Raw genomic sequence first — 18894 nt, forward strand, 5'->3', positions numbered from 1 at the left:
CTGACAAGTAAATTTATTGAGAAAGGTGGTCCTACCATGGCCCTAATGCAAATTGAATATTATTCAGAAATTTTGGGAATGGATCGAAACGTCAATGTTATCTACCCAGAATCAGTCAAATTAGTAGAAGAAAATCCAGACTTGACAGATATTCCTGTCCTTTATTTGTTACATGGTATGTCAGGTAACCATAACACCTGGCTCAAGCGTGCAGGGATCGAGCGTTTAGTTAGAAATACCAACCTAGCTGTCATCATGCCATCAACTGACCTCGCCTGGTACACCAATACGACCTACGGTGCTAGATATTACGATGCCATCGTCGATGAATTACCAAAAGTCATTCATAATTTCTTTCCAAACTTATCAACAAAACGAGATAAAAACTTTATTGCGGGTTTATCTATGGGTGGCTATGGCGCCTTTAAAATAGCGCTTTCAACCAATAAATTTTCCTATGCAGCGAGTTTGTCAGGTGCGATTTCATTTGAAAATCTTGATAAAAAAGCGCTTGGTAACGAGACTTACTGGACAGGGATTTTTGGTGATTTAGATAAGTTTGACATGTCTGATAATGCTATCCAAAAATTAGCCGCAGATTTTCCTGATAAAGAAAATAAACCGAGACTATACGCTTGGTGTGGTCGCCAAGACTTTTTATATGCAGCAAATAATTCTGCCGTCAAAGATCTGGCTGATAAAGGATTTGACATTACCTATGAAACAGCAGACGGCACACACGAATGGTATTATTGGCAAAAAATGATTGATCGCGTGCTAGAATTTTTACCCATTGATTATCACCAAGAAGCGCGTCTTTCTTGAGTTTGAAAATGATTTTTCAAATTATTTCAGAAAATCGGTCTTAAGACTGATTTTTTATTTGACATTAGTTCAAAAAAGGTCTAAAATTCTATTGTTAAGAAGATTTGGGCAAAAGTCCAAAAATAGAAAAGAGGTATTTTAATGTCAGCTATTCCCGTAATTGCGATTGGTCTTGGTGCTCTTGGTGCCGCCATCGGTGATGGTCTTGTCGTGTCAGCATTTATCAACTCTGTTGCACGCCAACCGGAAATGGAAGCAAAACTCCGTGTCAACATGTTCTTGGGGATTGCCTTCGCCGAAGGTACATTCTTTATCGCCCTTGCCATGGCATTTATCTTCTAATTTTTAGAAAATAAATGGTTGCAAAAGATGTTGTCATCATGATGACAGCGTAAAGGTTTGAGTTTCAAACCAGATTTTACAATAAAAATGGAAAGGTAGGATATGGATAAAACACTAAGTTTTCACATAGGACCGATTTGGTTTGATGGCACGGTTACGATGATGACAGCCCTCGTTGTTGTCATTGTCTTTGGACTTGTCTTTTGGGCGAGCCGTAACATGACACTTAAACCAAAGGGAAAACAAAATGTGCTTGAGTGGGTGATTGACTTTGTTGAAGGTATCGGCAAAGAAAACCTTGGCAGTAGCGAAGGTCCGAGATACACACTTTTAAGTTTTACGTTGTTTTCTTTCCTACTGATTTCAAATGTTCTGGGGCTTGTGACTAAGCTAAATACACGTCAAGACGTGTCGCTTTGGAAATCACCAACAGCAAATGCTGCTGTGGATTTGACTTTAGCACTCATGGTGATTGTTTTAGCCAACTTCCTAGGCGCCCAAAAATTTGGTTTCAAAGGTTATGTAAAAAATGCCTTTTTGAAACCACCAACTGCTATGCTTCCAATGAATATCTTGGAAGAATTTACAAACACATTGTCACTTGGCTTGCGTTTGTATGGTAACATTTTTGCTGGCGAAGTCATGCTTGGTTTGCTTGTAGGTATGGGTAATTCACATTGGTTTATGATGCCAGTTGCCATTATTCTTGAGGTTGCTTGGACAGGTTTCTCACTGTTCATCTCAGGCCTTCAGGCTTACGTATTTGTCTTACTTACGACTATGTACATTAGCCATAAAGTATCCGCAGAACATTAAAGAAAGGAGTAGAAGTTCATGTCTATTATTTTGGAAGCTGCTCCGAAGAATACCGGGCTCGGTAACATCATCGTAGCTAGCGGGGCCTTCATCATTCTTTTGATTTTGATCAAAAAGTTTGCATGGGGTACCATTACTAAAATGTTTGAAGAACGTGCAACAAAAATTTCAAATGACATTGATAATGCCGAAATTGCGCGTCAAAAAGCTGAAGCATTAGCTGCACAACGCGAAACTGAATTAGCAGGTTCTCGCGATGAAGCAAGTGCCATCATCAGCAATGCAACTGAAACAGCACAAGCTAACAAAGCTAAAATTGCTGCTGAGGCTGCTGAAGATGCGGCGCGTGCGAAACAACGTGCCAACGAAGAAATCGAACAATCTAAAAAAGAAGCGATTTCAGGTATCAAAGGCGATGTCGCTGATATTTCAGTGAAAATCGCAGAAAAGCTCATCGGTCAAAGCTTAGACGCTAAAGCGCAGTCTAGCTTGATTGATAGCTATTTGGAAAAATTGGGGGATTAAGTATGTCTCTCGTTGTTGCCCAAAAATATAGCAAGGCTTTGCTTGAAGTCGCACAAGAACGCAATCAGCTTGATGCTGTCTTGCAAGAAGTTGCAAACTTTGACCAAGTCATTCAATCATCAAATCTGTCAACATTCTTTTCAGATGTTGCCTATTCTGATGATAAAAAAATAGCTGTTGCAAAAAATCTCGAAGACGTCTCGTCAGATATTTTCAAAAATTTCTTGAAAACCGTCGAACTTAACAAACGTCTCAGTCTCTTGCCAGTGATCCTAAAAGAAGTCAGAAATCAAGCAGATCAGCTCTTCAAGATTTCTGATGTTGTTGTTACAAGTGCTGTCGCACTAAATGACACACAGCTCAATCAAGTTGAGAAGAAAGTCAAATCAAAATTTGACCTCAACGAAGTAACACTTACAAATACCATTGATGATAAGATTTTGGGTGGCGTCATCATTAACGCCCGCGGAAAAATCATCGATGCCAGTATTAAATCGCAGTTAAATAAAATTGCGAAAACTATCATATGAGTCTGCCTGCTAAGCTTTGCTTGGTAAGGTAGACGACTATAGTGTAGGTGCCTCGGTAAATCAAACGAGAGCATCACACTTAATGAAGGAGGCGACAATCTTTGGCTTTTAACGCTAATGAAATCAGTTCACTGATTAAACAACAAATTGAAAATTTCACACCTGATTTTTCGGTCGCCGAGACCGGAGTCGTGACTTATGTAGGTGACGGGATTGCCCGCGCCCATGGTCTTGAAAATGCGATGAGTGGTGAATTGCTTGAGTTTTCAAACGGTTCATACGGTATGGCACAAAACTTGGAATCAACTGACGTTGGTATCATCGTTTTGGGTGAATTCGGCGACATTCGTGAAGGTGACACAGTCAAACGGACTGGCAAAATCATGGAAGTACCTGTTGGCGAAGCGCTTATCGGTCGTGTTGTGAATCCACTCGGGATTCCAGTCGACGGTTTAGGTGAAATCAAAACAGACAAAACACGTCCAGTAGAAGCAGCAGCACCAGGCGTTATGCAACGTAAAAGTGTCGCTGAACCACTTCAAACAGGACTTAAAGCCATTGATGCCTTGGTACCAATTGGTCGTGGTCAACGTGAGTTAATCATCGGTGACCGTCAAACAGGTAAAACATCTATTGCGGTTGATACCATCTTGAACCAAAAAGGTCAAGACATGATCTGTATCTACGTTGCAATCGGACAAAAAGAATCAACTGTCCGTACGCAAGTTGAAACGCTTCGTAAATACGGTGCGCTTGACTACACAATCGTCGTTACAGCATCAGCTTCACAACCCTCACCATTGCTTTATATCGCACCTTACGCTGGCGCTGCAATGGGTGAAGAATTCATGTATAACGGTAAACACGTTTTGGTGGTCTATGATGACCTCTCTAAACAAGCCGTTGCCTACCGTGAACTGTCACTCTTGCTCCGTCGTCCGCCAGGTCGTGAAGCTTATCCAGGGGATGTTTTCTACTTGCACTCACGTCTTTTGGAACGTGCAGCAAAACTTTCTGATGAACTTGGTGGCGGGTCAATGACTGCACTACCATTTATCGAAACGCAAGCAGGGGATATCTCAGCTTACATCGCAACGAACGTTATCTCGATTACAGATGGTCAAATTTTCCTTGAAAATGACCTTTTCTACTCAGGTATTCGTCCAGCCATTGATGCCGGATCTTCAGTATCCCGTGTTGGTGGTAGCGCTCAAATCAAAGCTATGAAAAAAGTAGCTGGGACTTTGCGTCTTGACTTAGCGTCATTCCGTGAACTCGAAGCCTTTACACAGTTTGGTAGCGATTTGGATGCAGCGACACAAGCCAAACTCAACCGTGGTCGTAGAACCGTGGAAGTTTTGAAACAACCGCTACATGCCCCACTTGCTGTTCAATACCAAGTGTTGATTCTTTATGCTTTAACACATGGATTCCTTGATACAGTACCGGTTGATGATATTTTGACTTTTGAGACACAGTTGTTTGATTTCTTTGATGCCAATCATAAAGACTTGCTTGATACAATTGTCACAACAAAAGATCTGCCTGAAGAAGCAAAATTGGACGCAGCGATTCAAAACTTCAAAGACTCATCGTCGTTTAAGTAAGGGGAGGTTGCCATGCCAGCTTCACTAAATGAAATCAAAGTCAGAATTGCGTCAACTAAAAAAACAAGTCAGATTACTGGAGCCATGCAAATGGTATCAGCGGCTAAGTTGACAAAATCTGAACAAAATGCGAAAAATTTTCAAGTTTATGCGCAAAAAGTACGTTCAATCACAACAGATTTGATGGCGTCACAAGTGATTACAGCAACGACTAACCCGATGCTGATTACACGTCCCATCAAAAAGACAGGCTATATCGTGATCACGTCTGACAAAGGCTTGGTTGGGGGCTATAACTCATCTATTTTGAAATCTGTCATGCAGATGCTAAAAGATGACCACGAAAATCAAGACGAGTACGTCATTATCGCACTAGGTGGCATGGGAGCTGATTTCTTCAGATCTCATGGTATTGATGTATCATACGAATTGCGTGGTTTGTCAGATCAGCCGACTTTCGATGAAGTGCGTAACATCGTCAATAAGTCTGTCAATCTGTATCAAAATGAAATATTTGATGAATTGTACGTTTGTTATAATCACCATGTCAACTCATTGACCAGCCAAGTTCGTGTTGAAAAAATGTTGCCGATTTCTGATTTGGATGAAAATGAAGCCAAGTCTTACCGTCAACCGTTTGAGCTCGAGCCTGACCGCGATAAGATATTGGAGCAACTTTTGCCCCAATACGCTGAAAGCATGATTTACGGAAGCATCATTGATGCGAAAACTGCTGAACATGCCGCAGGGATGACAGCGATGCAAACGGCCACTGATAACGCGAAAAACGTCATTAGCGACCTGACTATCCAGTATAACCGTGCACGTCAAGCTGCCATTACGCAAGAAATCACTGAGATTGTTGCGGGCGCAAGTGCTTTGGATTAACCAATAGTTGGTAACTGGATACAAAAGCTAAAAATAAATTGACTGGTAAGGCAATCGCTGCATCATGTCAATATCTTAATACAGGAGGTAATATGAGCTCTGGAAAAATTTCACAGGTAATCGGACCAGTTGTAGACGTACAGTTTACAAGCGGGGAAAATCTTCCTGAGATTAACAATGCGCTGATTGTCTACAAAGACAACGGCGATGGTACAAAAACTAAAATCGTGCTTGAAGTAGCACTTGAGCTTGGTGACGGCGTTGTCCGCACCATTGCCATGGAGTCTACTGATGGTTTGACACGTGGACTTGACGTTTTGGATACTGGTAAAGCAATCAGCGTACCAGTAGGTAAAGAAACGCTAGGCCGTGTGTTCAACGTTATCGGTGACACGATTGACCTTGAAGAAAAATTTGGTGACGACTTTGAACGTCGTCCAATTCACCAAAAAGCACCAGCTTTTGATGAATTGTCAACATCAAACGAAATTCTCGTCACTGGGATTAAGGTTATCGACTTACTTGCGCCTTATCTTAAAGGTGGTAAAGTTGGCCTTTTCGGTGGTGCCGGTGTTGGTAAAACCGTTCTGATTCAAGAATTGATCCACAACATTGCCCAAGAACATGGTGGTATTTCAGTGTTTACAGGTGTTGGGGAACGGACTCGTGAAGGTAATGACCTTTACGAAGAAATGAAAGAATCAGGCGTTATCGAAAAAACTGCCATGGTCTTTGGTCAGATGAATGAGCCACCAGGCGCACGTATGCGTGTTGCTTTGGCGGGTCTTACAATTGCGGAATATTTCCGTGATGTTGAAGGTCAAGACGTGTTGCTCTTTATTGACAACATTTTCCGTTTCACCCAAGCAGGTTCTGAAGTTTCTGCCCTTCTTGGTCGTATGCCATCAGCCGTTGGTTACCAACCAACTTTGGCAACTGAAATGGGTCAATTGCAAGAACGTATCACGTCTACTAAAAAAGGTTCAGTAACGTCAATCCAAGCGATATATGTCCCTGCCGATGACTATACTGACCCTGCGCCAGCAACAGCTTTTGCCCATTTGGACTCAACGACTAACCTTGAGCGTAAATTAACACAACAAGGTATTTATCCAGCCGTTGACCCGTTGGCATCAAGCTCACGTGCTTTGACACCAGAAATTGTTGGTGAAGAACACTATGCTGTCGCAACTGAAGTGCAACGTGTGCTCCAACGTTACCGTGAATTGCAAGATATTATCGCCATTCTTGGTATGGATGAGCTTTCTGACGAAGAAAAAACGCTCGTTGGTCGTGCCCGTCGTATGCAGTTCTTCTTGTCTCAAAACTTCAACGTGGCTGAACAATTTACAGGTCAGCCAGGGTCTTATGTACCCGTTGAAGAAACTGTTAAAGGTTTCAAAGACATCTTGGCTGGTAAATATGACGAACTTCCTGAGGATGCCTTCCGTAGCGTAGGTCCGATTGAAGACGTGATTGAAAAAGCTAAGAAGATGGGTTATTAAGGAGGTCTGAAATATGGCAGACCAAATGACTGTCCAAGTTATCACGCCAGGCGGAATTTGTTATGAACACCATGCCAACTTCGTGCTTTTGTCAACTGTTGATGGTGAAATGGGGGTTATGCCTCATATGATCCCAACCATTGCGTCATTGCGCATTGATGAGTTGAAAGTACGTCGTGTTGACGATGAAGAGCACGTTGACTGGATTTCAGTCAATGGTGGCATCGTCGAAGTACGCAATAACTTGGTGACAATCGTAGCCGATTCAGCTGAACGGGATCGCGATATTGATGTGACACGTGCAGAACGTGCCAAACGTCGCGCTGAAAATGAACTGCAAGAAGCTGAAAAACAAAGTGATATAGACGCCGTCAAACGTGCTGAAGTCGCACTTCACCGTGCCCTTAACCGTTTGAATGTTTCTGGCCACAAATAGTGAAAAACTCCTGATTTTAGGAGTTTTTTTAGATACCGTGATATTTCATAGTCTTTTAAAAAAATGTCAATAAAAAATAGCTCAGAAGTTTTGAGCTGTTTTTTAACATAGCAGGATTTTCAGCCAAATATTTCAGCTTGTAACTTTTGTCCAGTTGGTGTTGCGGCGAGTCCACCTTCAGCTGTTTCACGAAAGGCGGATGGCATGGCGAGTCCGACTTGATACATGGCGTTGATGACTTCATCAACTGGTATTTTTGACTGGATACCAGCAAGTGCCATGTCAGCGCAGATAAAAGCTAGGCTTGCCCCCATGGCATTTCGTTTGACACAGGGGACTTCAACAAGTCCTGCGACGGGGTCACAGATGAGTCCGAGTAAGTTCTTGATGACCATGGCACATGCCTGACTGGCTTCAAAGGCAGTGCCGCCCGCTGCTTGCACGAGTGCAGCAGCAGCCATTGCGCTGGCTGATCCAACCTCAGCCTGACAACCACCTTCAGCACCAGAAATGCTTGCGTTATTTGCAATGACAATGCCAAAGGCGCCAGCAGTAAATAAGAAGTCAAGCTGTTGTTCTGTAGAAAGCCCTAGTTTTTCAGTTGCACTAATCAAAACTGCGGGGACACAGCCAGCAGAACCAGCTGTTGGTGTCGCACAGACTAGGCCCATTTGCGCGTTGTACTCGTTTACGGCGATGGCATTTCTGACGGCGGATAGGACGGTGACGTCTGACAATGTCTTGCCTGATTTGATATAGGTATCCATTTTTAAGGCATCCCCACCTGTCAAACCACTGCGAGATTTTTGATTGGTCAAACCAGCCTTGACAGAGTCTATCATGACCTCAAGATTACGGGTCATCAATGCCCGGATTTCAGCACGTGTGCGACCTGATGTTTCCATCTCAACGGCAATCATGAGTTCAGCAATGCTGCCATGGTGTGCTTGATTTGCCTGAGTGATTAAGTCATTTATCGTATAAAACATAGGGCCTCTTTTCTGTTTGGGTCGGGAAAGTTAGTCGAAAAAGTTGACGTTATGCAGGTTGTCAATCTGACGGATTTCTTCAAGCGCATCAGAGACGTCATGCGAGTCCACCTCAATCATCATAATGGCTTTTTCACCGAGATTTTCACGGGTCACATTCATCTGAGCAATATTGATTTTGTTTTTTGACAGGCACTCGGTGACCTTGGCAATCATGCCTGGCACATCTTGATGGACGATGATAAAGGTTGGGGTATTCATATTGAGCGCGATATTAAACCCATTTAGCTCAGTGACTTGGATGGTGCCACCACCGATAGAAATGCCCTTGATCGTCATTGTTTTAGTATCGGATTTGATTTTAATTTTGGCGGTATTTGGATGATCAGCCTTTTCTTCCTTGTGAATGTTCCAAAAAACCTTGATTCCCGCCTGGTCAGCAAGTTCAAGTGCCTGAGGAATCCGTGCATCATCGGTATCCATGCCAAGTACGCCTGCAACCAATGCGAGATCTGTCCCGTGGCCACGATAGGTTTTGGCAAATGACTGATAGAGATGAAACTCGACTTCGGTCGGCTTTTCACCGAAAATGGCATGGACAATCTTGCCAATCCGCACGGCGCCAGCCGTATGCGAGCTTGACGGACCAATCATGACAGGACCAATAATATCAAAAACAGACTTGAATTTTAAGTTTCTCATTTGATAACTCCTAAAATTTCCTGTGGTTTTGCAACAATGTCAGAGGCGCCAGCTTTTTCGAGCTCGTTTTTATCACCAAATCCCCAAAGTACACCGATTGTGCGGGCAACGCTATTTTCCAGACCGCCGATAATGTCATAGTCGCGATCGCCAATCATGACGGAGTGCTTGCGTTCTGACGACGTCAGCGTCAGCGCCTTATCAAGCACCAGCGTTTTTGAATGGGCAAGGGGTGTGCTACCAAAAATGCCGTCAAAGGCTGTGGTCAGAGACATGGCATCGAGCATTTTGAGTGCGACGGCTTCGTTTTTTGAGGTCGCAATATAGAGCTTGTGTGAACTCGCGCGCAGGTCTGATAAAGTCTCAAGGACGCCGTCATAAACAGTCGCCTCAAACATCCCCTTAGCTCCATAATACTCACGGTAAGTCTTGGTCGCAAGCGCAGCCCAAGTTTCATCGCCGTGAGACAAGTCCAAAAAAGTTGCTTCAAGCGGTGGCCCAATAAAAGTATTTAAAACTTGATCGTCAAGCTGAGGGTAATTGAGCTTGTCAAATGTATATCGGAAACCATTTTTGATGCCAAGTGAACTCTCAACAATCGTCCCGTCTAGATCGAAAAATATATTTTTAAGTTTCATGGTTCTATTTTAACATGATGCGGCTGATTTTGGGTAGTATAGCCAAATATCCCAATCCCCAATCTAGCTAAAATGTTCGTTTTATGATAGACTATAATAGTTAATTGCGCCCTTCAAAGCGATTTATTAACATGGTGCGCTATTTTGGCAACCAAATAAAATTTGATGGGAGGATTATTATTTTGACAAATGATAATTCAAAAACGCGTGTCGTTGTCGGCATGAGTGGTGGTGTAGATTCAAGCGTCACAGCGCTTTTGCTCAAGGAGCAAGGCTATGATGTCGTTGGGATCTTCATGAAAAACTGGGATGATACCGATGAGTTTGGTGTCTGTTCAGCAACAGAAGACTATAAAGATGTTGCTGCTGTAGCTGACCAAGTCGGCATTCCTTATTATACGGTCAACTTTGAAAAAGAGTACTGGGACCGTGTCTTTGAGTATTTTCTTGCCGAATATCGTGCAGGACGTACACCAAATCCAGATGTGATGTGTAACAAGGAAATCAAATTTAAAGCGTTTCTTGACTATGCAACAAGTCTGGGTGCAGATTATGTGGCGACAGGTCACTATGCGCAGGTAATGCGCGATGAGGACGGGACAGTTCACATGCTTCGTGGTGCTGATGACAATAAAGATCAGTCTTATTTCCTCAGTCAGCTTTCACAAGAACAACTCCAAAAAGTGATGTTCCCGCTTGGTCATCTGGAAAAACCAGAAGTTCGCAAAATTGCTGAACGTGCTGGGCTTGCAACGGCTAAAAAAAAGGATTCAACAGGCATCTGCTTTATCGGAGAAAAGAATTTCAAAAACTTCTTGAGCCAATATTTGCCAGCTCAAAAAGGCCGTATGGTCACTTTTGATGGTCGTGATATGGGAGAACACGCTGGTTTGATGTACTATACTATTGGTCAACGTGGTGGACTTGGCATCGGCGGACAACAAGGCGGCGATAACGAACCTTGGTTTGTTGTAGGCAAAGATTTGTCACAAAACGTGCTTTATGTTGGGCAAGGTTTCCACAATGAAGCGCTGTACTCGACAAGTCTTGATGCGAGCGACTTATCGTTCACTCGTGATATGCCTGATACATTTGAGATGCATTGCACAGCTAAATTCCGCTATCGTCAAGCTGACACTGGTGTAACAGTCCGTGTCAACGGGGACAAGGCTGAAGTGATTTTTGATGAGCCAGTGCGTGCGATTACACCAGGGCAAGCCGTTGTTTTTTACGATGGTATGGAATGTCTCGGTGGTGCTATGATTGACCATGCTTACAAAAACGAGCAAGTTATGCAATATCAATAAAATGGAAAAGGGAGTATGTTATGCAAGTTGAAGAAATCATTTCAGCGTCAAATGCGTCGCTTGAAAAATTACTTGACGTGATTGCAGCGACTGATGAAGCGAAAGCAATCACAGCATCTGAACGGGACAATGTGCCACGTGATAGTCTCATGCACCTTGTCAAATGGCAAGAATTGCTGATTAATCTGCTTGAAAATCCAGCAGCTGATCTGATGCCTGAAGGCTACAGCTGGGATAATTTTCAGGAACTCAATCAAGCCTTTTTTGAAACGGCACAAACTGTGAGCTATGAGGCTGCAATTTCGCAGCTAAAAGTCAACCACGAAAAAGCCGTACAACTTTTCAAGTCAGACTTATCAAACGATAAATTTGACGCTGAAACACTTGAAAATCTAACCAAAACGTTTGAGCTGATCACAACCAACCACTACCCTTGGGGTGTTGAGATGTTGAGCGATTAAACGATATCGGAGAGCGTCTTTTGACGCTTTTTTTGTCTAAAAATATTGATAGCCGTCATTTTACTAAGTATTTTGGTATAATCAAAGGTATGAACAATAATGATATTTTAATTCGTCTGCGCTACACGTTTGACATCAAAGATAGCGATATGCTAGATATTTTTGCCTTGGGCGGGTTGACGCTTACCCTAGAAGAACTCCGTGTCATCTTAAAGAAGCAAGAGCCTGATACAGCCCGTGATGAAGCCTTATCTCGTGAGAATTTAGAGCGTTTTTTAAATGGTTTCATCATTAGTCAACGTGGTGTAAAACTTGATAAAGACGGGAAAGAAGTGCCTGTGACGTTTGATATGACAAGCGATGCGCTGATTAACAATGTCACGATCAAGAAAATCAAGATAGCCATGACTTATACGACAGATCACCTGCAAGATTTTCTTGCACAGGCTGGCAAAACAGTCTCTGCAAGCGAGCTTTCCGCTATTTTGCGTAATAAAAGTCATCGCAACTATAAGCCTGCAGGAGACCAAATCTTGAGAAATTTGCTCAAGGGGATGGCACTTGATTATCGCGGCAAAAAGGCTTGACCGCAAGGCCAGTTTTTGCTAAAATGTAAATATCATATGTCAGGTAGTCAAGTACCCGAAAAGATAGTTCGCTATTTTTCGTGTACTTGACTTTTTATATGGCTGTTTTTAAGGAGATAAGATGAAGTTTCAAGAGCATTTTGATGTAATCGTTGTCGGGGCTGGCCACGCAGGTAGTGAGGCTGCGCTTGCGGCTGCACGTATGGGCAGTAAGACTTTGTTGCTTACAATCAATCTCAATATGGTCGCATTCATGCCGTGCAATCCAGCGGTTGGTGGTTCAGCAAAAGGGATCGTGGTGCGTGAGATTGATGCCCTGGGTGGCGAGATGGGGCGCAATATTGATAAGACGTACATCCAGATGAAAATGCTAAACACAGGTAAAGGTCCAGCGGTTCGCGCCTTGCGGGCGCAGGCTGACAAAGATTTGTATGCAGCTGAGATGAAAAAAACGATTGAGACAACGGAAAATCTGACGCTACGTCAAGCCATGGTGGAAGAAATCCTAGTTGAAGATGACAAAATCATAGGCGTCAGAACTGCGACGGGCTCAAACTATGGTGCCACATCAGTTGTCATCACGACTGGGACAGCTTTGCGTGGAGAAATCATCATAGGTGAGCTCCAGTATTCGTCAGGTCCTAACAACTCGCTTGCCTCTGTTGGCTTGGCTGATAATCTGCGAAATCTGGGCTTTGAGATTGGTCGTTTTAAGACGGGAACACCACCACGCGTTAAGGCAAGTAGCATTGATTACAGCAAGACTGAGATTCAACCTGGTGATACCAAGCCAAATCATTTTTCATTTTTGTCAAAAGACGCAGACTATCTGACGGATCAAGTCCCTTGCTGGCTGACTTATACCATGCTTTCAACGCATGAAATCATCCAAAATAACCTGCACCGGGCACCGATGTTTTCAGGCATGGTAAAAGGTGTCGGGCCACGCTATTGCCCGTCAATCGAGGATAAAATCGTGCGTTTTGCTGACAAGCCGCGTCATCAGCTTTTTTTGGAGCCTGAAGGCCGTCAGACTGAAGAAGTCTACGTGCAGGGGCTCTCAACCTCTATGCCTGAGGAAGTGCAGTTTGACATTTTGCATTCGATTCCAGGGCTTGAAAACGCTGAGCTCATGCGCCCTGGCTATGCGATTGAGTATGATGTCGTTTTGCCGCACCAATTGCGTGCCACACTTGAAACCAAGTTGATTTCGGGCTTGTTTACAGCTGGTCAGACTAACGGGACATCTGGCTACGAAGAGGCTGCGGGTCAAGGGTTGATTGCAGGGATCAATGCAGCGCTTAAAGCACAAGGCAAGCCTGAGTTTATCCTCAAGCGTTCTGACGCCTACATTGGCGTGATGATTGATGACCTTGTGACCAAGGGCACAATTGAGCCTTATCGTCTTCTGACGAGCCGGGCAGAGTATCGCTTGATTTTACGTCATGATAATGCTGATATGCGTTTGACGCCCCTTGGGCGTGAGGTTGGACTGGTTTCTGACGAACGTTGGACAACATTTGACATCAAAAAATACCAGTATGAAAACGAAATGCTGCGCCTTGCCAAAAATAAACTCAAACCAATTGCAGAAACGAATGCTAAAATAGAAGCGCTAGGCTTTAAGCCATTGACAGATGCACTCACAGCAGCAGAATTTATGCGCCGTCAAGAGATCACTTACGAGATTGCGACGCAGTTTATCGGTCCTGCCCCAGAGATGCTTGACAGCAAGATTATTGAGCTGATTGAAACTGAGATCAAATATGAAGGCTACATCAAAAAAGCCCTAGATCAAGTGTCGAAAATGCACCGTTTGGAAGCTAAAAAAATCCCTAAAAATATTGACTGGGACGTACTTGATAGCATCGCCACAGAAGCTCGTCAGAAGTTCAAAAAAATCAATCCTGAAACAATTGGCCAAGCTAGCCGCATTTCAGGAGTCAATCCTGCTGATATTTCAATTTTGATGGTTTATTTGGAAGGAAAATAAGTTTTTTTAGTCAAAGCTATTGACGGGGAGTCAAAGCTATGATATACTAGAGAAGTTGAAAAGCAGAAAGCCCCCGCTTTCTCGCCAATATTGCGCAAGCTACTTGGCATTGAAGATGAATTTAATCTCTGATTTCAGAGTTATCATTTTATAGCGGGCTTTCTGATGAAAGCTCGCTTTGTTTTTCAGTTGTTTTTCAATAAAGACGTTGGCTCTTTTAGCCAGCAGATAGGTAAATTAATTGCGCGGCTTATCCGTTTTGGATAAGGCGACATCTTAATTGTAAGGAGAACAGTCATAGCAAGAGAAAGAGTCACAATGAATCAAGCGATTCGTGCAAGCGAAGTTCGCTTAATCTCAGCAGACGGCGATCAACTTGGCATCACGCCAACTCGCGACGCGCTTGAGCAAGCCATGGATCAAGATATGGACTTGGTTTTGATTTCAGCGCAAGCAACACCCCCTGTTGCGAAAATTATGGATTTCACCAAATTCAAATTTGAGCAAAAGAAAAAACTCAAGGAACAAAAGAAAAATCAGGCTGTCGTAACAGTCAAAGAAGTTCGATTGTCTCCGGTTATTGACCAAAATGACTTTGATACAAAATTGCGTCAAGCAAGTAAATTCCTTGAAAAAGGAAACAAAGTCAAGGTTTCTATCCGCTTCAAAGGGCGGATGATCACCCACAAAGATGTTGGTCAAAAAGTCTTGGACGATTTTGTTATCGCAACCCAAGATATTGCGCACGTCGAGCAACGTGCTAAGATGGATGGACGTCAAATGTTCATGCAGCTTGCACCCGGCGAAAAGAAGAAATAAGGTCATTTCTGACATGGCAGTTTAAGCTTCGTCAGAAAGCCTGATTCAAAAAAATAGAGGAGATTTTAGCAATGCCTAAACAAAAATCACATCGCGCTTCAGCAAAACGTTTCAAACGTACAGGTTCTGGAGGCTTGAAACGTTTCAAAGCTTATACAAGCCACCGTTTCCACGGGAAAACTAAAAAACAACGTCGTCACTTGCGTAAAGCTGGTATGGTGTCAACTGGTGACTTTAAACGTATCCGTAAAATGGTTTACTCTCTTAAATAATAAGAGACATTTTCAGATCGCAGAACTACATTAAACTAAGATATATATAAGGAGAATTATCAATGGCTCGTGTTAAAGGTGGCGTTGTAAGCCGCAAACGTCGTAAACGTGTACTGAAACTTGCGAAAGGTTATTATGGAGCAAAACATACTTTGTTCCGTACTGCCAAAGAACAAGTCATGAATTCATATAACTATGCATTCCGTGACCGTCGTCAAAAGAAACGTGATTTCCGTAAGTTGTGGATTGCACGTATCAATGCGGCAGCTCGTATCAACGGTTTGTCTTATTCAAAATTGATGCATGGTTTGAAATTGGCTGAAATCGAAGTCAACCGTAAAATGCTCGCTGACCTCGCAGTCAACGACGCAGCAGCTTTCACAGCTTTGGCTGATGAAGCTAAGAAAAACTTGGCTAAATAATATGGAAACGTGAGTGATTTAGATCGCTCACGTTTTTTGTTTTATTGATAAGTTGAAAATGTCGCAAAATACTTTCATTTTATGTCCAACATACTTTACTTTTTGTGTTATAATAAATTCATAGGCAAATTATTTGAATTTTGTAGTGAAATTTGCTTTATATTTAGTTTTGATAACTAATAAGTGAAAGGCAGTGTGCCAGGGGATAGTCCTAGGGCACTTATAGATAGAATAGATGGTAATTTTAGTATGTTAACATTGAGCAATTGTCCTTTGAAGCAGACCTATTTTGTGGCAAATCTGGCTGGAAGTACTGAGGCGAAAAAGCAGCTGCAAAATCTAGGTATCATCAAAAATGCACGGGTTGCAATTATGAATCGTGACAGCCATAATGGTGTCGTTTTGATTCACAACTCGCGTGTTGCGCTGGATACGACACTGCTTGCGATGATTACAGTGTCAAAGGAACTAGTGGGTAAGGAAAATCTCAAAACTTTGTCTGACGTCAAACCTGGTCAGACGGCGATGGTGCAAGGTATTCTAACGGCTGACAAGGATGATGATTTGACGGCGCATCGTCATAATGAAGCGCTGAAACGTCGTCTACTTGATATGGGTGTGACGCGTGGTACACGTATTTTCGTCAGAAAAGTGGCGCCACTAGGTGATCCGATGGAGTTGCATGTGCGTGGCTATGAGCTAACACTGCGTAAAAATGAAGCTGAAAAAGTGGAAGTGAGTGTGCTTGCAAATGGCTGAAAACATCAGACTAGCGCTCGTTGGTAATCCCAACTCAGGTAAAACCTCGAGTTTGAACCTGCTAACAGGTTCAAATCAGTACGTCGGCAATTGGCCAGGTGTGACGGTTGAGCGGAAATCAGGCAGATATGTCAAAAATAAGACGATTATCATCCAAGATTTGCCGGGAATTTATTCGCTGTCACCCTTTACGCCGGAAGAAAATGTCACGCGTGACTATCTCTTGTCTGACGACTATGATGCCGTCATCAATATCATCGATGCGACAAATATCGAGCGCAATCTCTATCTGACGACGCAGCTGATTGAGATCGGGAAACCTGTGATTTTAGCGCTGAACATGACGGATTTGCTTGCGCGTAATAACATTTTTATCGACATGGAAAAACTTGCTTATTCGTTAGGTGTTCCGGTCGTTTCAATCTCTGCCCTCAAAAACAAAGGCTTTGATGAGCTGATTGTGACGGCGAAAAAAGCTGCGCCGCCTGAAGTTCACCTGCATTTTGATGAACGTTTTGAGGCGAGTCTGTCAGAACTTTCGGTAGCAACACAGCTTGACAACCGCTTTGACCTGATTAAAGTTTTTGAAAATGATGCCAAGATTTTAAAGAAAGTTAGCTTGAGTCAATCGCAAGTAGATGACGTCTCAGAAATTGTCAAAATCACTGAGGACATTTTTTTAGATGACCGACAAAGCATCGTGGTAAATGAGCGCTATCAGTATCTGACCAAGTTAGTCGAGCTGGTCGAGCGCAAGACACAAGGCATCAGACTCAACATTTCTGACAAGATTGACCAATTTGTAACCTCACGATTTTTTGGTCTGCCATTTTTCCTATTTGTCATGTGGGCCGTGTATTTTCTGAGCATTCAGACGGTTGGCACCATGGGAACCGACTGGATAAATGATCAGTTATTTGGCAATCTGGTGCCAGATCTTGCACAAAAAGGGTTAGATGCCTTACAAATTGCACCGATTGGACAGCACTTGATTTTGGACGGGATCATTGCTGGGGTCGGTGCTGTACTTGGTTTCATTCCGCAAATTTTTGTTCTTTTCATCTGTCTGGGCATTCTTGAGGACTCGGGTTACATGAGTCGTGTTGCCTTTGTCATGGACCGTGTTTTCAGACGTTTTGGCTTATCAGGAAAATCCTTCATTCCAATGCTGATTGCAACAGGATGCGGGATTCCAGGCGTCATGGCCTCACGTACGATTGAAAATGAACGTGACAGAAAAATCACGATCATGGTGACAACTTTCATGCCTTGCTCAGCCAAGCTGCCGATTATTGCGCTTGTTGCTGGTGCTCTGTTTCCAAATAACTCATTGATTGCGCCAAGTGCCTATTTTATCGGTATTTTGACGATTATCCTGAGCGGTATCATGCTCAAGAAAACGAAGTTTTTAGGCGGATCTGTAACACCATTTATCATGGAATTGCCAAATTACCACCTGCCCAAATGGTCAAATGTGCTGCGCTATGCCTTTGACAAGGCGCTTAGTTTTATCAAGCGTGCTGGGACAATTATCCTCGCGACAACGATTTTACTCTGGTTTATGATGACCTTTGATTTTCATCTGCATGAGGTGCCAACGGATCAGTCAATTTTGGCTGATATCGGTCGCTTGATCATGCCGTTATTTGCGCCGCTTGGCTGGACGTCTTGGCAGGCGACGGTGTCGACGTTTACAGGCCTTCTTGCCAAAGAAACGCTGGTATCGACCATGGGCGTGCTTTACCATGCCAAAGGTGGTGCCGCGCTGAATACTGCTATGACGCAGCATTTTACGGCGCTTTCAGCTTACACGCTTTTGACGTTTAATCTCCTGTGCGCACCATGTTTTGCGGCCATAGGGGCCATTTATCGCGAGATGGGGACCGCCAAGTGGACCGCCATAGCCGTTGGCTTTCAGTGCGGGATTGCCTATGTGTTTAGCTTTATCATCTATCAGTTGGGTAATGTTATGCTCACAGGGCGTTTTAGTCCACTTGCCATTGTTGCAGTGCTTGCCTTTGCAACCTGTCTTTACTATCTCTTTAGAAAACCAGCCTATGTGCTACCAAAAGAAAGTGTGCTTGTATGAATATCCAAACGATGATTATCTTTTTTCTTGCCATTATAGGCGCTGGGTTTGCTTTTTACAAGTATATCAAAGCTCGAGGTGCCTGTGACGATTGTAATTGTAGCTGTCCTGTAAAAGAACAGATGAAATAAAATATCATATTTCCACTTGACATTCTACAAAAATAGTCGTAAAATTAGTTTTATTAGCAGAAAGAAGTAGCTTAGTCAATGAATTTTCAGAGACTTGTCGGTCATTGCGAGACAAGAGTTCAGACTAGGCGAATGGGCTGCTAGGAAAATGAATTTGATTTGAAACAATAAAAATCACGTCCGTGCTCGATACCGCACACACCCTTGTTAGAGGGAATGAGATGACAGGCTTTTTCTGTCAAATTGAGGTG

The 18894-nt window shown here is 43.1% G+C and carries 21 protein-coding genes and 1 other annotated feature (1 of these 22 running past the window's edge); of the genes, 18 read left to right on the top strand and 3 right to left on the bottom strand.

What is annotated here, in order from left to right; genetic code table 11:
- Positions 1-36: 36 nt before the first annotated feature.
- The 9 genes from Hs20B_RS00520 (at position 37) to Hs20B_RS00560 (ending at position 7474) form a co-directional block, all read left to right on the top strand.
- On the top strand, positions 37-825 hold the full coding sequence (locus Hs20B_RS00520) for an alpha/beta hydrolase (RefSeq protein ID WP_172354545.1): 789 nt from the start codon (positions 37-39) through the stop codon (positions 823-825).
- Positions 826-966: 141 nt separating this feature from the next.
- Positions 967-1167, top strand: coding sequence for an ATP synthase F0 subunit C (gene atpE / locus Hs20B_RS00525; RefSeq protein ID WP_172354547.1), 201 nt, complete (start codon positions 967-969; stop codon positions 1165-1167).
- Between the two features lie 102 nt (positions 1168-1269).
- Positions 1270-1983, top strand: a complete 714-nt coding sequence (gene atpB, locus Hs20B_RS00530) for a F0F1 ATP synthase subunit A (RefSeq protein WP_172354549.1) — start codon at positions 1270-1272, stop codon at positions 1981-1983.
- Between the two features lie 18 nt (positions 1984-2001).
- The gene (gene atpF, locus Hs20B_RS00535; RefSeq protein WP_172354551.1) at positions 2002-2508 is read left to right on the top strand and encodes a F0F1 ATP synthase subunit B; all 507 of its coding nucleotides are present in this window, start codon (positions 2002-2004) and stop codon (positions 2506-2508) included.
- 2 nt (positions 2509-2510) lie between these two features.
- The gene (locus Hs20B_RS00540) at positions 2511-3038 is read left to right on the top strand and encodes a F0F1 ATP synthase subunit delta (RefSeq protein WP_172354553.1); all 528 of its coding nucleotides are present in this window, start codon (positions 2511-2513) and stop codon (positions 3036-3038) included.
- 101 nt (positions 3039-3139) lie between these two features.
- A complete protein-coding gene (atpA, locus tag Hs20B_RS00545) occupies positions 3140-4645 on the top strand; it encodes a F0F1 ATP synthase subunit alpha (protein ID WP_172354555.1) in 1506 nt (501 codons plus the stop codon).
- A 12-nt stretch (positions 4646-4657) separates the two neighbouring features.
- Positions 4658-5533, top strand: coding sequence for a F0F1 ATP synthase subunit gamma (locus Hs20B_RS00550; protein WP_172354557.1), 876 nt, complete (start codon positions 4658-4660; stop codon positions 5531-5533).
- 92 nt (positions 5534-5625) lie between these two features.
- On the top strand, positions 5626-7038 hold the full coding sequence (gene atpD / locus Hs20B_RS00555; protein ID WP_172354559.1) for a F0F1 ATP synthase subunit beta: 1413 nt from the start codon (positions 5626-5628) through the stop codon (positions 7036-7038).
- 13 nt (positions 7039-7051) lie between these two features.
- Entirely contained in the window at positions 7052-7474 is a 423-nt protein-coding gene (locus Hs20B_RS00560) for a F0F1 ATP synthase subunit epsilon (protein WP_172354561.1), read from the top strand.
- A 119-nt stretch (positions 7475-7593) separates the two neighbouring features.
- Here Hs20B_RS00560 and sdaAA read toward each other — a convergent pair whose 3' ends face one another.
- From sdaAA to Hs20B_RS00575, 3 genes are read right to left on the bottom strand one after another with little or no spacing between them, the layout of a single operon-like run.
- The gene (gene sdaAA / locus Hs20B_RS00565; RefSeq protein ID WP_172354563.1) at positions 7594-8463 is read right to left on the bottom strand and encodes an L-serine ammonia-lyase, iron-sulfur-dependent, subunit alpha; all 870 of its coding nucleotides are present in this window, start codon (positions 8461-8463) and stop codon (positions 7594-7596) included.
- 30 nt (positions 8464-8493) lie between these two features.
- Complete coding sequence (gene sdaAB / locus Hs20B_RS00570) at positions 8494-9165, bottom strand: L-serine ammonia-lyase, iron-sulfur-dependent subunit beta (RefSeq protein ID WP_172354565.1); 672 nt, start codon at positions 9163-9165, stop codon at positions 8494-8496.
- The gene (locus Hs20B_RS00575) at positions 9162-9803 is read right to left on the bottom strand and encodes an HAD hydrolase-like protein (protein ID WP_172354566.1); all 642 of its coding nucleotides are present in this window, start codon (positions 9801-9803) and stop codon (positions 9162-9164) included. The genes sdaAB and Hs20B_RS00575 overlap by 4 nt, the downstream gene beginning before the upstream one ends.
- 131 nt (positions 9804-9934) lie before the next feature.
- Here Hs20B_RS00575 and mnmA point away from each other — a divergent pair, with 131 nt between their 5' ends.
- The 9 genes from mnmA (at position 9935) to feoB (ending at position 18512) form a co-directional block, all read left to right on the top strand.
- Positions 9935-11110, top strand: a complete 1176-nt coding sequence (mnmA, locus tag Hs20B_RS00580; protein ID WP_172355152.1) for a tRNA 2-thiouridine(34) synthase MnmA — start codon at positions 9935-9937, stop codon at positions 11108-11110.
- A 20-nt stretch (positions 11111-11130) separates the two neighbouring features.
- The gene (locus tag Hs20B_RS00585; RefSeq protein WP_172354568.1) at positions 11131-11571 is read left to right on the top strand and encodes a ClbS/DfsB family four-helix bundle protein; all 441 of its coding nucleotides are present in this window, start codon (positions 11131-11133) and stop codon (positions 11569-11571) included.
- Positions 11572-11660: 89 nt separating this feature from the next.
- Positions 11661-12158: a YehS family protein gene (locus Hs20B_RS00590; RefSeq protein WP_172354570.1), complete on the top strand. Its 498-nt coding sequence runs from the start codon at positions 11661-11663 to the stop codon at positions 12156-12158.
- Between the two features lie 121 nt (positions 12159-12279).
- Positions 12280-14151 carry a tRNA uridine-5-carboxymethylaminomethyl(34) synthesis enzyme MnmG gene (gene mnmG / locus Hs20B_RS00595; RefSeq protein ID WP_172354572.1) on the top strand — a complete coding sequence of 624 codons (1872 nt, stop codon included), beginning with the start codon at positions 12280-12282 and terminating at the stop codon, positions 14149-14151.
- A 318-nt stretch (positions 14152-14469) separates the two neighbouring features.
- Positions 14470-14970 carry a translation initiation factor IF-3 gene (gene infC / locus Hs20B_RS00600; protein ID WP_172354574.1) on the top strand — a complete coding sequence of 167 codons (501 nt, stop codon included), beginning with the start codon at positions 14470-14472 and terminating at the stop codon, positions 14968-14970.
- A gap of 71 nt (positions 14971-15041) precedes the next feature.
- Positions 15042-15242: a 50S ribosomal protein L35 gene (gene rpmI, locus Hs20B_RS00605; protein ID WP_172209913.1), complete on the top strand. Its 201-nt coding sequence runs from the start codon at positions 15042-15044 to the stop codon at positions 15240-15242.
- 62 nt (positions 15243-15304) lie between these two features.
- Positions 15305-15664, top strand: a complete 360-nt coding sequence (gene rplT / locus Hs20B_RS00610; RefSeq protein WP_172354576.1) for a 50S ribosomal protein L20 — start codon at positions 15305-15307, stop codon at positions 15662-15664.
- A gap of 249 nt (positions 15665-15913) precedes the next feature.
- Positions 15914-16423, top strand: a complete 510-nt coding sequence (locus Hs20B_RS00615; protein ID WP_172354578.1) for a FeoA family protein — start codon at positions 15914-15916, stop codon at positions 16421-16423.
- Positions 16416-18512: a ferrous iron transport protein B gene (gene feoB / locus Hs20B_RS00620; RefSeq protein ID WP_172354580.1), complete on the top strand. Its 2097-nt coding sequence runs from the start codon at positions 16416-16418 to the stop codon at positions 18510-18512. The genes Hs20B_RS00615 and feoB overlap by 8 nt, the downstream gene beginning before the upstream one ends.
- A gap of 174 nt (positions 18513-18686) precedes the next feature.
- Positions 18687-18894 (top strand) — a binding site (T-box leader); it runs 26 nt beyond the window's last position.

Origin of the sequence: Pseudolactococcus insecticola (genome assembly GCF_011170065.1) — a bacterium.
Taxonomy (GTDB): domain Bacteria; phylum Bacillota; class Bacilli; order Lactobacillales; family Streptococcaceae; genus Pseudolactococcus; species Pseudolactococcus insecticola.

Bases quoted from the DNA above. Each gene is read 5' to 3' on its own strand.
- atpF (WP_172354551.1), top strand. From the start codon at position 2,002: ATGTCTATTATTTTGGAAGCTGCTCCGAAGAATACCGGGCTCGGTAAC.
- mnmA (WP_172355152.1), top strand. From the start codon at position 9,935: ATGGTGCGCTATTTTGGCAACCAAATAAAATTTGATGGGAGGATTATT.
- sdaAB (WP_172354565.1), bottom strand. From the start codon at position 9,165: ATGAGAAACTTAAAATTCAAGTCTGTTTTTGATATTATTGGTCCTGTC.
- Hs20B_RS00550 (WP_172354557.1), top strand. From the start codon at position 4,658: ATGCCAGCTTCACTAAATGAAATCAAAGTCAGAATTGCGTCAACTAAA.
- atpB (WP_172354549.1), top strand. From the start codon at position 1,270: ATGGATAAAACACTAAGTTTTCACATAGGACCGATTTGGTTTGATGGC.
- feoB (WP_172354580.1), top strand. From the start codon at position 16,416: ATGGCTGAAAACATCAGACTAGCGCTCGTTGGTAATCCCAACTCAGGT.
- atpD (WP_172354559.1), top strand. From the start codon at position 5,626: ATGAGCTCTGGAAAAATTTCACAGGTAATCGGACCAGTTGTAGACGTA.
- sdaAA (WP_172354563.1), bottom strand. From the start codon at position 8,463: ATGTTTTATACGATAAATGACTTAATCACTCAGGCAAATCAAGCACAC.
- rplT (WP_172354576.1), top strand. From the start codon at position 15,305: ATGGCTCGTGTTAAAGGTGGCGTTGTAAGCCGCAAACGTCGTAAACGT.
- Hs20B_RS00575 (WP_172354566.1), bottom strand. From the start codon at position 9,803: ATGAAACTTAAAAATATATTTTTCGATCTAGACGGGACGATTGTTGAG.
- Hs20B_RS00590 (WP_172354570.1), top strand. From the start codon at position 11,661: ATGAACAATAATGATATTTTAATTCGTCTGCGCTACACGTTTGACATC.
- Hs20B_RS00585 (WP_172354568.1), top strand. From the start codon at position 11,131: ATGCAAGTTGAAGAAATCATTTCAGCGTCAAATGCGTCGCTTGAAAAA.
- Hs20B_RS00615 (WP_172354578.1), top strand. From the start codon at position 15,914: ATGTTAACATTGAGCAATTGTCCTTTGAAGCAGACCTATTTTGTGGCA.
- Hs20B_RS00520 (WP_172354545.1), top strand. From the start codon at position 37: ATGGCCCTAATGCAAATTGAATATTATTCAGAAATTTTGGGAATGGAT.
- atpE (WP_172354547.1), top strand. From the start codon at position 967: ATGTCAGCTATTCCCGTAATTGCGATTGGTCTTGGTGCTCTTGGTGCC.
- Hs20B_RS00560 (WP_172354561.1), top strand. From the start codon at position 7,052: ATGGCAGACCAAATGACTGTCCAAGTTATCACGCCAGGCGGAATTTGT.
- Hs20B_RS00540 (WP_172354553.1), top strand. From the start codon at position 2,511: ATGTCTCTCGTTGTTGCCCAAAAATATAGCAAGGCTTTGCTTGAAGTC.
- mnmG (WP_172354572.1), top strand. From the start codon at position 12,280: ATGAAGTTTCAAGAGCATTTTGATGTAATCGTTGTCGGGGCTGGCCAC.
- infC (WP_172354574.1), top strand. From the start codon at position 14,470: ATGAATCAAGCGATTCGTGCAAGCGAAGTTCGCTTAATCTCAGCAGAC.
- rpmI (WP_172209913.1), top strand. From the start codon at position 15,042: ATGCCTAAACAAAAATCACATCGCGCTTCAGCAAAACGTTTCAAACGT.